Origin of the sequence: Streptomyces sp. NBC_00038 (genome assembly GCF_026343635.1) — a bacterium.
GTDB lineage: Bacteria > Actinomycetota > Actinomycetes > Streptomycetales > Streptomycetaceae > Streptomyces.
The window spans coordinates 5,214,210-5,227,533 of record NZ_JAPELQ010000001.1 but is presented as its reverse complement, the minus strand read 5'-3'; the positions used below and the strand labels follow the sequence as shown (position 1 = coordinate 5,227,533).

The window sequence follows — 13,324 nt, the reverse complement described above, 5'->3', positions numbered from 1 at the left end:
CTGACGACCGGCTGTGGCGTGCGCCACTACCTTCGAAACGTGACTGTGATCGCGACCGAAAGCCTGAGCAAGCGGTTCCCCAGGGTGACCGCTCTTGACCGGCTCTCCGTGGACGTCGGACCCGGTGTGACCGGACTCGTCGGAGCCAACGGAGCCGGCAAGTCCACATTGATCAAGATCCTGCTGGGTCTGTCCCCCGCCACCGAGGGCCGCGCGCAAGTGCTCGGCCTCGACGTGGCGACCGAAGGCGCCGCCATCCGCGAGCGGGTCGGGTACATGCCCGAGCACGACTGCCTGCCGCCCGACGTCTCGGCCACCGAGTTCGTCGTCCACATGGCGCGCATGTCCGGGCTCCCGCCGGCCGCGGCCCGTGAACGCACCGCGGACACGCTGCGCCACGTCGGCCTCTACGAGGAGCGGTACCGCCCCATCGGCGGCTACTCCACGGGCATGAAGCAGCGCGTCAAGCTCGCGCAGGCCCTCGTCCACGACCCGCAGCTGGTCTTCCTCGACGAGCCGACCAACGGCCTCGACCCGGTCGGCCGCGACGAGATGCTCGGCCTGATCCGCCGTATCCACACCGACTTCGGCATCTCGGTGCTCGTCACCTCGCACCTCCTGGGCGAGCTGGAGCGCACCTGCGACCACGTCGTCGTCGTGGACGGCGGCAAGCTGCTGCGGTCCAGCTCCACCACGGACTTCACCCAGAACACGGCGATCCTCGCCATCGAGGTCACCGACACCGACGAGCACCCGGACGGCACCCGCGCGGTGCGCGACGTGCTCCACGCGCGCGGGGTGGAGACCCACGACGGCAGCGGCCTGCCGGGCGCCGGGCACATCCTGCTGCTCACCGCCGAGGGCGAGGAGACCTACGACCTCGTCCGCGACGTCGTCGCCGACCTCGGCCTCGGCCTGGTCCGCATGGAGCAGCGCAGGCACCACATCGCCGAGGTGTTCCACACCGAGAGCGACCAGAACGGCGAACGTGACGAGCGCGAGCAGCGGAAGGAGGCGGTCGGCCATGGCGGTTGAGCAGCCCCAGGTCCAGCCCACAGCCCGACCGGGCGAGCAGACCCGGATCCACAACATCGGCTACCGCAACTACGACGGCCCGCGCCTGGGCCGCGCGTACGCCCGCCGCTCGCTGTACTCGCAGTCCCTGCGCGGCTCCTACGGATTCGGCCGCTCGGTCAAGTCCAAGGTCCTGCCCATGCTGCTCTTCGTGGTGATGTGCGTCCCCGCGCTGATCATGGTGGCCGTCGCGGTCGCCACCAAGGCCAAGGACCTGCCCGTCGACTACACGCGCTACGCGATCATCATGCAGGCCGTCATCGGCCTCTACGTGGCCTCCCAGGGACCCCAGTCCGTCTCCCGCGACCTGCGCTTCAAGACCGTACCGCTGTACTTCTCGCGCCCCATCGAGACCGCCGACTACGTACGCGCCAAGTACGCGGCCCTCGCCTCCGCGCTGTTCGCGCTCACCGCCGCGCCGCTGATCGTGCTCTACGTAGGGGCGCTTCTCGCCAAGCTCGACTTCGCCGACCAGACGAAGGGATTCGCCCAGGGACTGGTCTCCGTGGCACTGCTGTCGCTCCTTTTCGCCGGCATCGGACTGGTCATCTCGGCGGTCACCCCGCGCCGCGGCTTCGGTATCGCGGCCGTCATCGCCGCGCTGACCATCTCCTACGGGGCGGTGTCCACCGTCCAGGCCATCGCCTTCGAGCAGTCCAGCGGCGGAGCCGTCCCGTGGCTCGGGCTCTTCTCGCCCATCACGCTCATCGACGGAGTGCAGACGGCCTTCCTGGGCGCCACCTCCGCCTTCCCCGGCGGGGAAGGCCCCTCGTCCGGCCAGGGCGTCGTCTACCTCCTCGTCGTCCTGGCTCTCATCGCGGGCTGCTACGGCCTCCTGATGCGCCGCTACCGAAAGGTCGGACTGTGACCACGCTCACCATCGACCACGTCTCGCGCTGGTTCGGCAACGTGGTCGCCGTCAACGACATCACGATGACGATCGGCCCCGGAGTCACCGGCCTCCTCGGCCCGAACGGCGCCGGGAAGTCCACCCTCATCAACATGATGGGCGGCTTCCTGGCCCCCTCCACGGGCACCGTCACCCTCGACGGAGAGCCGACCTGGCGCAACGAACAGATCTACAAGAAGATCGGCATCGTCCCCGAGCGCGAGGGGATGTACGACTTCCTCACCGGCCGCGAATTCGTCGTGGCCAACGCCGAGTTGCACGGACTCGGCACGAAGGCCGCACAGCGGGCACTCGCCACGGTCGAGATGGAGTACGCGCAGGACCGCAAGATCTCGACCTACTCCAAGGGCATGCGGCAGCGCGTGAAGATGGCGAGCGCCCTCGTCCACGACCCGTCGCTGCTGCTGCTCGACGAGCCCTTCAACGGCATGGACCCGCGCCAGCGCATGCAGCTCATGGACCTGCTGCGGCGCATGGGCGACGAGGGCCGCACGGTGCTGTTCTCGTCCCACATCCTCGAAGAGGTCGAACAACTCGCCGCGCACATCGAGGTGGTCGTCGCGGGCCGGCACGCCGCGAGCGGCGACTTCCGGCGCATCCGCCGTCTGATGACCGACCGCCCGCACCGCTACCTCGTCCGCTCCAGCGACGACCGGGCACTCGCCGCCGCACTGATCGCCGACCCGTCGACGTCCGGTATCGAAGTGGACCTCGCCGAGGGCGCGTTGCGCATCCAGGCCGTCGACTTCGGCCGGTTCACCGCGCTGCTCCCACGGGTCGCGCGCGACAGCGGTATCCGGCTGCTCACGGTCTCGCCTTCCGACGAGTCCCTCGAGTCCGTCTTCTCGTATCTCGTAGCGGCGTAGGAGGCCGAAGATGTACGACCCCACAGTCGCCCGGCTCACCTATCGAGCCCTGCTCGGCCGCCGCCGAGCCCTCATCCTGTGCGCCCTTCCCGTCCTGCTCATCGTGATCTCCGTGGCCGTACGCGGCTTCACCGGGGCCGACGACCAGGTCGCCTCCGACGTGCTCGGCGGGTTCGCGCTCGCCACGATGGTCCCGATCATCGGCGTCATCGCGGGTACGGGCGCCATCGGGCCCGAGATCGACGACGGTTCGGTGGTGTATCTGCTCGCCAAGCCGCTGAAGCGGCCGACGATCATCTTCACCAAGCTGATCGTCGCGATCGCCGTCACCATGGCGTTCTCGGCGGTGCCGACCTTCATCGCGGGCATGATCCTCAACGGCAACGGCCAGCAGATCGCCGTCGCCTACACCGTGGCCTCCCTGGTCGCCTCGATCGCGTACGCCGCGATGTTCCTGCTCCTGGGGACGATCACCCGGCACGCGGTCGTCTTCGGCCTCGTCTACGCGCTCGTCTGGGAGGCCCTCTTCGGATCCCTGGTGTCCGGCGCGCGCACGCTCAGCGTCCAGCAGTGGGCGCTCGCCGTCGGCCACAAGGTCACCGGCGGCGAACTCATCACCTCGGACGTGGGAATCACGACCGCGACGGTGCTGCTGGTCGCGGTCACCGTCGGTGCCACCTGGTACGCCGGGCAGCGACTGCGGTCGCTGACGCTGGCCGGCGAGGAGTGAGCGGGGGCTCCACGCGCGCGTGCCCGATCTCATTCGGGCACGCGCGCGTGGAGCCCTCTTTTCTTGACAGAGGCTTCACGTCTGTCTGTGCACACTGGGCGGACGGGGACGCACGGCCAGGAGGAACGGGGATGGCAGCCGAGGAACCACGGAGTGACGGTAGCAAGCAGTCCGGGGACGGCGGCGGCGCGGACGGGGCCGAGGAAGGCTGGGACGACCTCGTCCTGGACGAGGACTTCATACGGTCCGCCGAGACGGCCGAGCCGTCGGCCCGCGCGCGTATGCTCGCCGCCCGCTGGCGCGACGGGGGACCCGATCCGCAGCCCTGGCGCTCCGACGAGCCGCCCGCGGGCTGGTTCTTCAGCAAGGGGCGCCGGCGCAGGTGGCGCCGACGCTAGCCGCGGCATCCCGCCCGGGTTTATTCGTTGGCGTCCAACTCGGCGTACGGGCACAGTAGTTATGTCCGCATCGCCGGTTCGAATCGGCGCCACTTTCTGGGAGAGGAGCGCGACGATGCTCGTCAGGAGCAGTTCGTCGAGCTCCCAACAGGGCAGCCCGCGGCGGGTTCCGGAGTAGTCACCCTCCGTCGAAACCCGCTCCGCACGGGGGGCTGCCCGGGGCGGCCGCTTCGAGCGCGCACTCGCGCGTGGCCGCCCACCCATACGCAGCCGCTGTGACCTGGCGGCGATCCGATCCGCTGCTTCGCGGCGGGATCCCCTCTCCCGCCCGCCTCTTCGGGGCGGGCGGGAGAGGCACGGCGGCTACGGCTGCGCCAGCAACCGCTCAAGCACCACCGCGATGCCGTCCTCCTCGTTCGAGGCCGTCACCTCGTCCGCAACCGCCTTGAGCTCCTCATGGGCGTTGGCCATCGCCACGCCGTGCGCCGCCCAGGCGAACATCGGGATGTCGTTGGGCATGTCGCCGAAGGCGATGGTGTCCGCAGCCTTCACGCCGAGGCGGCGGGCCGCCAGGGACAGCCCCGTCGCCTTGGAGAGGCCGAGGGGGAGGATCTCCACTATCCCGGCGCCGGCCATCGTCACCCCGACCAGACCGCCCGCGACCTCCAGGGCCACCGCGGCGAGCTCGTCGTCGGAGAGCGTCGCGTGCTGCACGTACACCTTGTTCAGGGGCGCCGACCAGAGGTCCGCCGCGTCCTTGATCGGTACGACCGGGAGCGGACCGTCATGCCTGCGGTAGCCGGGCCCGACCAGCACCTCGCCGTCGAGCCCGTCGCGGCTGGCGGCCAGCAGCAGCGGGCCGACCTCCGCCTCGATCTTGGCGAGCGCCAGACCGGCCAGCTGCCGGTCGAGGGTCACCGAGGTGAGCAGCCGGTGCTCCCCCGCGTCGTACACCTGCGCGCCCTGACCGCAGACCGCGAGGCCCTCGTAGCCGAGGTCGTCGAGGATGTGCCGGGTCCAGGGCACCGCGCGCCCGGTCACGACGATGTGCGCGGCGCCCGCCGCGGTGACCGCGGCGAGGGCCTCACGCGTACGTTCCGAGACCGACTCGTCGGAGCGCAGCAGCGTTCCGTCGAGGTCGGTCGCGACGAGCTTGTAGGGGAACGGCCCGGTTGCCGAGGTCGCCCCGGTGGTGCTGCCGGTCACTTGGAGATCGGCTCCAGGACCTCACGGCCGCCCAGGTACGGACGCAGTACCTCCGGCACCCGCACGGATCCGTCGGCCAGCTGGTGGTTCTCCAGGATCGCCACGATCGTGCGCGGTACGGCGCACAGCGTGCCGTTCAGCGTCGAGAGCGGCTGCACCTTCTTGCCGTCGCGCATCCGCACGGACAGGCGGCGCGCCTGGAAGCCGTCGCAGTTGGAGGCCGAGGTCAGCTCGCGGTACTTGCCCTGGGTCGGGATCCACGCCTCGCAGTCGAACTTGCGGGTCGCGGAGGCGCCGAGGTCGCCCGAGGCCACGTCGATCACCTGGAAGGGCAGCTCGAGGCCGGTCAGCCACTGCTTCTCCCACTCCAGGAGGCGCTGGTGCTCGTTCTCGGCGTCGTCGGGGTGGACGTACGAGAACATCTCGACCTTGTCGAACTGGTGCACGCGGAAGATGCCGCGGGTGTCCTTGCCGTACGTGCCGGCCTCGCGTCGGAAGCAGGGCGAGAAGCCGGCGTACCGCAGGGGCAGCTTGTCGGCGTCGAGGATCTCGTCCATGTGGTACGCCGCGAGGGGGACCTCGGAGGTGCCGACCAGGTAGTAGTCGTCCTTCTCCAGGTGGTACACGTTCTCCGCGGCCTGGCCGAGGAAGCCGGTGCCCTCCATGGCGCGCGGGCGGACCAGCGCGGGGGTGAGCATCGGGATGAAGCCGGCCTCGGTGGCCTGCGCGATCGCCGCGTTGACGAGGGCGAGCTCCAGGAGCGCGCCGACACCGGTGAGGTAGTAGAAGCGCGAGCCCGACACCTTGGCGCCGCGCTCGACGTCGATCGCGCCCAGTGCCTCGCCGAGCTCCAGGTGGTCCTTGGGCTCGAAGCCCTCGGCGCCGAAGTCACGGATGGTGCCGTGCGTCTCCAGGACGACGAAGTCCTCCTCGCCGCCGACCGGGACGTCGGGGTGGACCAGGTTGCCGAGCTGGAGGAGGAGGTGCTTGGTCGCCTCGTCCGCCTCGTGCTGCTCGGCGTCGGCCGTCTTGACGTCGGCGGCCAGCTGACCGGCCTTCTTCAGCAGCTCGGCCTTCTCGTCACCCGAGGCCCTGGGGATCAGCTTGCCGAGCGCCTTCTGCTCGGAGCGCAGCTCGTCGAAGCGGAGGCCGGACGACCTGCGCCGCTCGTCGGCGGAGAGGAGGGCGTCGACGAGCGCGACGTCCTCTCCACGGGCGCGCTGGGAGGCGCGAACACGGTCGGGGTCCTCACGGAGCAGGCGAAGGTCAATCACCCCTCAAGGTTACCGGTGCGTGCTTCCGGCCAACGACTCGATATTCCGGCGCGTTACTTCTGTCACGTTATGACCGAAATGCCGGACTGAATCTCTTGATCGTTATTGCGCGTCAATAAAAGGGCGATGCTCCCCGAATCGGGGCATGCGACGGTTGGCCGGTTGACCGGATTCCCTTGTGGTGAGCGGGATTTGGGGAGGGTGTTGTCCACAGGGCCCTAAGCCTCCGTGAAGTTATCCACAGGCTGTGTGGATGATCTGTGGACTACGGAAGTGATCATTCCGAAAATCCCGGCCGGGGTGAGGAATTCCCGGGTCAAACCATCCCTACACCCACGTTCGAGTGGATTCGAGCGGAAATGCTTCGCTCCATAGGATTGACCAAAGGAAAAGAGTGGACGAGGGGTGACGTGCGCGCCTGTGGACGAATCGGGGGCCCGCAGGCCGATTTGTCGACGATGTAGCGCTTCGTTGTCGACTTGTCCCCAGGTCGAGAAGCGCGCCTGTGGATAACTCTTGTGGATGACGAAAATCAGCAGGTAGGACCGGCGCGACGGGACTGGTGGGACTGGTGCGACGGCTGATGACGACCTACGACAACCCGACGACGGGCTAGAACCGGCCGTCGTGGCAACGCGCGACCCAGTCGGCCGCCGCCACGAACTCCTCGTCCGACGTCCCCCGCAGGGGAGCGCGTACGGCCTCCACACTCACGTCCGCGCGCGGGTACGACCCGAGGAAACGCACCTGGAGGCAGATCCGCTTGAGTCCCATCAGGGCATCGGCCACCCGACGGTCGGAGATGTGGCCCTCGGCGTCGATGCAGAAGCAGTAGTTGCCGATGCCCTCGCCGGTCGGCCGGGACTGCAGCAGCATCAGGTTGATGCCGCGCGTGGCGAACTCGCCGAGGAGGTCGCGCAGCCCACCGGGGTGGTCGTCGCGCTGCCACAGGACCACGGACGTCTTGTCCGCGCCGGTCGGCGCCGCGGGCCGGGCCGGCCGTCCCACCAGCACGAACCGCGTCTGCGCGTTCTCCGCGTCGTGGATACCGGTCTCCAGCGGCACCAGGCCGTACGGGCCCGCCGCGAACTCGCCCGCGAAGGCGGCGTCGTACCGGCCCTCCTGTACGAGGCGCGCACCGTCCGCGTTCGACGCCGCGGACTCCCACAGCACGTCCGGGAGGTTCGCCTTCATCCAGTTGCGCACCTGCGGCTGCGCGGCCGGGTGCGCGGTCACCGTCTTGATCTCCGACAGCTTCGTGCCGGGCCTGACCAGCAGCGCGAAGGTGATCGACAGCAGCACCTCGCGGTAGATCATCAGCGGCTCGCCCGCGACCAGCTCGTCGAGGGTCGTGGTGATGCCGCCCTCCACGGAGTTCTCGATCGGCACGAACGCGGCCTCGGCCTCGCCGTTGCGGACGGCGTCGAGCGCGGCGGGAACCGACACCATCGGGACGAGCTCCCGGGTGGCAGCCTCCGGAAGCGTCCGCAGAGCGACTTCGGTGAACGTGCCCTGAGGACCGAGATACGCGTAGCTGGCTGGCATGACCTCACCCTAATGGGCCTGGGACAACCCGGCTCACGCCTGTGGAAACAACCGCCCCTGAGAGGACCGCTCAGGGACGGTCACCCCTCCAGCAACCGCTGCCCCACGTACTCCCCCTCCGCCGCCCCGCCCGGCACCGCGAACAGTCCGCTCGACTCGTGGCGGATGAACTCGGAGAGTGCGTCGCCGCGGTCGAGCTTGCGCTGGACGGGGACGAAGCCGCGGACCGGATCGGCCTGCCAGCAGACGAAGAGCAGGCCCGCGTCGGGCACCCCGTCCGCGTCGAAGCCGTCGTGGAAGGAGAACGGCCGGCGCAGCATCGCGGCGCCGCCGTTCTGGTCGGGGCGGGTGATCCGGGCGTGCGCGTTGATGGGGACGACGAGGTTGCCGTCGGCGTCGGTCTTGTCGAGGTTCATGTCGGTTGTCTCGGTGCCGCCGCTCAGCGCCGCCCCGGTGGACTTCTTCCGCCCGATGACGTCCTCCTGGACCTTCACCGAGAGCTGCTCCCAGGTGTCGAGGAGCATGCGGATACGGCGTACGACGGCGTACGAGCCGTTCGCCATCCAGGCCGGGTCGCCGGAGGCGGGCACGAAGATGCGCTCGTCGAAGTCGGACTCGGCCGGCTTCGGATTGCGGGTGCCGTCGAGCTGGCCCATCAGGTTGCGGGCCGTCATGGGCTGGGCGGTGGCCCCCGGAGAGCGGTTGAAGCCGTTCATCTGCCAGCGCACACGGGCCGCGCTGCCCGCGTCCCGCTGGATCGCGCGCAGGGCGTGGAAGGCGACCAGGGCGTCGTTCGCGCCGATCTGCACCCACAGGTCGCCGTTGCTGCGAGCCTTGTCGAGGTGGTCCGAGGAGAAGTCGGGCAGCGGGTCCAGGGCGACCGGGCGCTGCTTCTCCAGGCCCGTACGGGCGAAGAAGCTGTGGCCGAAGCCGAAGGTGACCGTCAGGGACGAGGGTCCGGCGTCGCGGGCGACGTCCGTGTCGTCCTGGGCGGCGGCCTCGCCCGCCATCAGCCGCTGGGCCGTCGTCGACCAGCGGCGCAGCAGCGCGGCCGCCTCCTTGCGGCCCGCGCCGGCCGTCAGGTCGAAGGCGACGAGATGGCCGCGGGCGTGGAGGGCGTCGGTGATGCCGGTCTGATGTTTCCCGTGAAACATCACCGTGTCCGCGCCAAGTGAGGTGAGCGGCACGGCTTTGTCGGAGGGGGCGGCGGCGTACCCCGCGGCTCCGCCGGCCGCACCGAGCACGAGCCCGGTGGCACCGGCGGTGCCCAGCAGCCGCCGCCGCGAAATGCCCTCCCCGGGGGAGGCGTCTTCGGAATCGGTCTCCCTGGAGGCCTCCGAGGTGGACTGGTCAGCCATGGTCAGGTTCAGCCGATCTTCGCGTTCTTGTCTACGGTCACTTGGTCGATGTCGGAGGTCCGCACGGTCACTTCGACCTTCCAGTCGCCCGCGAGGGGGATCTGCACTCCGCTCGCCGTCCAGTGGCCGGTGGCGATGCGGTCGGGGGTCACGGGCAGCGGGCCGATGTCCTTCGCCTCCAGGGTGAAGGCGATCTTCACCTCGGGGACGTCGAAGGCCTTGCCGTTGGGCCGTACTACGAAGACATGCATTTCGTTGCCGCCGACGCGGGCCGGGTCGAGGGTGACCTCCACCGTGCCCTTGCCGTCCTCGGCGCCCGTGTCGAACGGGATCTTCAGCGACAGCGGTCCGGACTGCTGGGAGGAGGACGACGAGGTGGCCGCCTTCGCGTCCTCCTCCGTACGTCCCGGCTCGGTGGACGTCAGCACCGTCGTGATCGCGAGCAGGACGACGGCGACGCCCGCCTCGGCGAGCACCGAGCGGCGCAGGCCCGAGCGGAGCGGGTCGGCGTCGCGGAGGCGCTTGTCGCGCGCGGTGGCCACGGCGGCTTGCTGCCTGGCGAGCTGGGCGGCCCGCCGTGAGTCGGCGGAGCCCGCGGCGACCTTCGTCCGCGTCTTCGCGCGCTGCTCGACCACGGAGGCCGCGACGGCCTCCGGAGCCGGAACCTCCGACAGCTGCCCCGTCCAGCGCCGCGAGATCCACGCGATGCCGACGAGGACCGTCACCAGGCCGATCTTGACGAGCAGCAGCTGCCCGTACGCCGTGTCGGTGAGCGCCGACCAGGAACCGACCTGGCGCCACGCCTGGTAGCTCCCGGTCGCGACCAGCGCGATCACGCTGCTGAACGCGACGCGCGAGAAACGGCGCACCGCCGCCGCATCGATCTGCGCGTCGGCGGGCGCCCGGAACAGGGCCACGAGCAGCGCCGAGAGCCCGCCGAGCCAGAGGGCGACCGCCAGCAGGTGCAGCACGTCGACCGGCATCGCGAGGCCGGTCTGGATGCCGGTCGAGGCGTGCTCGGCCATCGCCCAGGTCGCGGCCAGGCCCGCCGCGACGACGGCCCCGCCGATCGCGAGCCCGAAGGTGAGGTCCTTCTTCTCCTCAACTGCCGCTTCGGCCGCGTCTTCGGCGGCCCCCGCCTCGGAAGCAGCCGCCTCGTCCCGCTTCACGTACGCCCCGAAGAGCACCGCGATGAACAGCGCGCCCGCGGCGAGCAGCAGCAGCCGCGACACCAGCGCCGCGCCCGCCTTGGTCTGCAGCACCTGCCCGAGCAGCGACAGGTCGAAGATGTCACCGACCTTGCCGGAGCCGACGTAGGAACCGCGCAGGAGGAGCAGCGCGAGGGTGGCGCCGGTCAGCGCGAGCCACCCGGAGACCACGAGGCGCTGCACCGGGCGGACCCCGGCGCCCCGCTGCCAGCAGGCGAGCACGAAGGCCGCGCCGCCGACGAGGAGGATGAACCCCGCGTACGAGACGTAGCGCCCGGTTTCGTAGAGCACGCCGACGAATCCGCCGCCCGCCTCCTGGCCGGAGACCGCCACGGAGGTCTGCGAGGGCGCGCCGATGGAGAAGGTGAAGGCGCCCGAGACGGGGTGGCTGTCCGCCGACACCACCTGGTAGGTGACGGTGAACGTGCCGTCGGGCAGCCCCGAGTGCAGCTTCACGGCGTACGTGGTGGCGCTCGTGTTGGTCGGCTTGCCGGTGTCGACGCGCTGGCCTTTGGGGTCGAGGACCTGGAGGGCGTTGTCGGACAGCGCGACCTGTTCGGAGAACGTCAGCGAGACCTCGGTGGGCGCCGTGTCGACCACCGACCCCTGTGTCGGGTTGCTCCCGGTCAGCGCGGCGTGCGCGGAGGCGGGCGCGGCGCCGGCCAGCAGCGCGCCGGCGACGGCGAGGAACAGCAACAGCAGCGTCCGTACACGCGCGACGCCATGCTTGGCGCCACGGGGAGCGATGGTCCGCGTCACAGGTGATCCCTCCCTCAGTGCCCGGTCTTCGGGTTGTACGTCGCGGACTTCACCGGCATCGAGACCTTCACCGTGCCGGACTTGGCGAAGTGCAGTTCCACTGCCACCTTCTCGCCCTGCTTCGGCCGGTGGGTGAGGTTTTCGAACATGAGGTGGTTGCCGCCGCTGGCGAAGTCGAGTGTGCCGTCGGAGGGCACGGCGAAGGACTTCTTCTCCTCCATCGTGCCGCCCTTGGTGGCGTGCAGGGTGACGTCGCCCGAGAGGTCGCTGGTGACCGAGGTCAGGGTGTCGGCGCCGCCGGAGTTGGTGACGGTGAAGAAGCCGGCCGCCATGGTGTCCATGCTCGGGGCGGGCATGTACGCGCCGGTGACCTTCAGTTCGGGCTCGGCCGAGGTGTTGGCGGAACTGTCCGCGCCGCACCCGGCGAGCGCCAGGGCCGCGACGGCCAGCACGGCTGCTCCGGTCCGACGACGCCTCACGGGTTCTGCCCCTTGATGAGCTTGGGGAGGTCCTTGATGTAGTCGTCGACGGTGGCGTCCTCGCCGTAGAGCACATAGCCCCCGTCGGTCTTCGGCGAGAACGCGATGACCTGGGTGCCGTGCACGGAGACGAGCTTGCCGTTCTTGTCCTTCGACGTCGGCTCGATGGAGATGCCCAGGGTGCGGGCGCCGGCCTGGATCGTGGCGAAGTCGCCGGTCAGACCGACGAAGTCGGAGTCGATGCCCTTGAGCCACTTGCCGAGCGCGGCGGGGGTGTCGCGGTCCGGGTCGGTGGTGACGAACACGACGCGGAGCTTGTCCTGTTCGGCCTTGGGCAGCGCCTTCTTGGCGACGGCCAGGTTGTTCATCGTCAGCGGGCAGACGTCGGGGCAGTGGGTGTAGCCGAAGTAGATCAGCGTCGGGACGCCCTTGGTCTCCGCGCGGAGGTCGTACTTCTTGCCCTCCGCGTCGGTGAGCACGAGGTCCGGCTTCTCGAACGGCTGGTCGAGAACCGTCGCGGCCTTCTCCGAACCGGCCTCGGCCGACACGTCGGCGACCGGCTTGTTGCTGTCGTCACCGCTGCCGCAGGCGGAGAGGGTCAGAGCGGCGGCGGCGAACAGGGCGGCCGCGGCGTACGTCTTCTTGCGCATACAAAAATGTCCCAGATGTGAGTGCTCCGGTGCGCACCGGGGTCGGACGACGGCCAGTACAGCGATGTCGTACGACCTCCGGCGTGCACCGAGAGTGCGATGGACCTCAGGCGTTGGTGCGCCGGCGGCCGGCGAGCACGCCGTACGCCACGCCCGCCACGCCGACGACGATGCCGACGACGCCGAGCACGCGGGCGGTGGTGTCACTGCTGTCGGTGGACGCGGAGGTGACCTCGGTGGCCGCCGCCTGCTCCGTGGTCGCCGAGGCGTCGTCGGAGGGGGTGGCGGTGCCGGTGGCCCCGTGGTGGCCCTCCTCGGTCGCCGCGCTGAGCGCGAGCACCGGAGCCGGGTTCTCCGGCTCCTCCTCGCCCTCCTTCTGCTCCTCGATCCAGCGGACGACCTCCTTGTTGGAGTACGTCTGGATCGCCTTGAAGACGAGTTCGTCGGCGTCCTCGGGGAGCGGGCCGATGGAGAGCGGGAACTTCTGGAAGTAGCCCGCCTCGATGCCCTTGCCGGTCGCGGTCCAGGTGACCTTGGTGACGGCCTCGGAGATCGTCTCGCCGTGCAGTTCGAGCGGCTTGTCCAGCGTGGACTTGGTGACCTTGGCGGTCCAGCCGTCGACCGGCTGCGGCATGACGGAGGCGAGCGGGTGGTCGGTCGGGAAGTTGACCTCGAGCTTGGTGGTCGAGGCGTTGTCGCGTTCGTTCGGGACCTTGAAGTCGACCGTGGCGTAACCGCCCTTGGCGGCTTCGCCCTCCGGCTGCACGCTGACGTGCGCGAAGGCGGGGCCGGACAGGACGAGGACGGCCGAGGCGGCGACGGCACCGGCGGCGGCGATACGGGAAATCTTCATGAAAAGGAGGCACT

13 protein-coding genes are annotated in these 13,324 nt (G+C 70.0%); 5 read left to right on the top strand and 8 right to left on the bottom strand.

Annotation, left to right across the window (positions count from 1 at the left end):
* Positions 1 to 45 precede the first annotated feature (45 nt).
* The 5 genes from OG219_RS23585 (at position 46) to OG219_RS23565 (ending at position 3,978) form a co-directional block, all read left to right on the top strand.
* A complete protein-coding gene (locus tag OG219_RS23585; RefSeq protein WP_266836202.1) occupies positions 46 to 1,035 on the top strand; it encodes an ABC transporter ATP-binding protein in 990 nt (329 codons plus the stop codon).
* Positions 1,025 to 1,942 (top strand): ABC transporter permease subunit, encoded by a 918-nt coding sequence (locus OG219_RS23580; RefSeq protein ID WP_266829532.1) that lies wholly within the window; start codon positions 1,025 to 1,027, stop codon positions 1,940 to 1,942. The genes OG219_RS23585 and OG219_RS23580 overlap by 11 nt, the downstream gene beginning before the upstream one ends.
* The gene (locus OG219_RS23575; protein ID WP_266829529.1) at positions 1,939 to 2,850 is read left to right on the top strand and encodes an ABC transporter ATP-binding protein; all 912 of its coding nucleotides are present in this window, start codon (positions 1,939 to 1,941) and stop codon (positions 2,848 to 2,850) included. The genes OG219_RS23580 and OG219_RS23575 overlap by 4 nt, the downstream gene beginning before the upstream one ends.
* 10 nt (positions 2,851 to 2,860) lie before the next feature.
* Complete coding sequence (locus OG219_RS23570; protein ID WP_266829527.1) at positions 2,861 to 3,580, top strand: ABC transporter permease; 720 nt, start codon at positions 2,861 to 2,863, stop codon at positions 3,578 to 3,580.
* Positions 3,581 to 3,711: 131 nt separating this feature from the next.
* Positions 3,712 to 3,978, top strand: coding sequence for a hypothetical protein (locus OG219_RS23565; protein ID WP_266829525.1), 267 nt, complete (start codon positions 3,712 to 3,714; stop codon positions 3,976 to 3,978).
* A 363-nt stretch (positions 3,979 to 4,341) separates the two neighbouring features.
* Here OG219_RS23565 and OG219_RS23560 read toward each other — a convergent pair whose 3' ends face one another.
* The 8 genes from OG219_RS23560 to OG219_RS23525 all read right to left on the bottom strand — a co-directional run bounded on the left by OG219_RS23560 (position 4,342) and on the right by OG219_RS23525 (position 13,310).
* Entirely contained in the window at positions 4,342 to 5,184 is an 843-nt protein-coding gene (locus tag OG219_RS23560) for an HAD family hydrolase (protein ID WP_266829523.1), read from the bottom strand.
* Positions 5,181 to 6,458: a serine--tRNA ligase gene (gene serS, locus OG219_RS23555; RefSeq protein ID WP_266829521.1), complete on the bottom strand. Its 1,278-nt coding sequence runs from the start codon at positions 6,456 to 6,458 to the stop codon at positions 5,181 to 5,183. Before serS ends, OG219_RS23560 begins: the two co-directional genes overlap by 4 nt.
* A 612-nt stretch (positions 6,459 to 7,070) precedes the next feature.
* Positions 7,071 to 8,003 carry a prephenate dehydratase gene (gene pheA, locus OG219_RS23550; protein WP_266829519.1) on the bottom strand — a complete coding sequence of 311 codons (933 nt, stop codon included), beginning with the start codon at positions 8,001 to 8,003 and terminating at the stop codon, positions 7,071 to 7,073.
* An 80-nt stretch (positions 8,004 to 8,083) separates the two neighbouring features.
* Positions 8,084 to 9,361, bottom strand: coding sequence for an iron uptake transporter deferrochelatase/peroxidase subunit (efeB, locus tag OG219_RS23545; RefSeq protein WP_266829517.1), 1,278 nt, complete (start codon positions 9,359 to 9,361; stop codon positions 8,084 to 8,086).
* A gap of 8 nt (positions 9,362 to 9,369) precedes the next feature.
* Positions 9,370 to 11,328, bottom strand: coding sequence for a copper resistance CopC/CopD family protein (locus OG219_RS23540; RefSeq protein WP_266829515.1), 1,959 nt, complete (start codon positions 11,326 to 11,328; stop codon positions 9,370 to 9,372).
* Between the two features lie 14 nt (positions 11,329 to 11,342).
* Positions 11,343 to 11,807 (bottom strand): copper chaperone PCu(A)C, encoded by a 465-nt coding sequence (locus OG219_RS23535; RefSeq protein ID WP_266829513.1) that lies wholly within the window; start codon positions 11,805 to 11,807, stop codon positions 11,343 to 11,345.
* Positions 11,804 to 12,457, bottom strand: a complete 654-nt coding sequence (locus OG219_RS23530) for an SCO family protein (RefSeq protein ID WP_266829511.1) — start codon at positions 12,455 to 12,457, stop codon at positions 11,804 to 11,806. Before OG219_RS23530 ends, OG219_RS23535 begins: the two co-directional genes overlap by 4 nt.
* Positions 12,458 to 12,563: 106 nt before the next feature.
* The gene (locus OG219_RS23525; protein ID WP_266829509.1) at positions 12,564 to 13,310 is read right to left on the bottom strand and encodes a YcnI family protein; all 747 of its coding nucleotides are present in this window, start codon (positions 13,308 to 13,310) and stop codon (positions 12,564 to 12,566) included.
* Positions 13,311 to 13,324 lie beyond the last annotated feature (14 nt).

Excerpts from the sequence above, each read along its gene's own strand:
- OG219_RS23580 (WP_266829532.1), top strand. The coding sequence starts at position 1,025 with ATGGCGGTTGAGCAGCCCCAGGTCCAGCCCACAGCCCGACCGGGCGAG.
- efeB (WP_266829517.1), bottom strand. The coding sequence starts at position 9,361 with ATGGCTGACCAGTCCACCTCGGAGGCCTCCAGGGAGACCGATTCCGAA.
- OG219_RS23570 (WP_266829527.1), top strand. The coding sequence starts at position 2,861 with ATGTACGACCCCACAGTCGCCCGGCTCACCTATCGAGCCCTGCTCGGC.
- OG219_RS23565 (WP_266829525.1), top strand. The coding sequence starts at position 3,712 with ATGGCAGCCGAGGAACCACGGAGTGACGGTAGCAAGCAGTCCGGGGAC.
- OG219_RS23525 (WP_266829509.1), bottom strand. The coding sequence starts at position 13,310 with ATGAAGATTTCCCGTATCGCCGCCGCCGGTGCCGTCGCCGCCTCGGCC.
- pheA (WP_266829519.1), bottom strand. The coding sequence starts at position 8,003 with ATGCCAGCCAGCTACGCGTATCTCGGTCCTCAGGGCACGTTCACCGAA.
- OG219_RS23530 (WP_266829511.1), bottom strand. The coding sequence starts at position 12,457 with ATGCGCAAGAAGACGTACGCCGCGGCCGCCCTGTTCGCCGCCGCCGCT.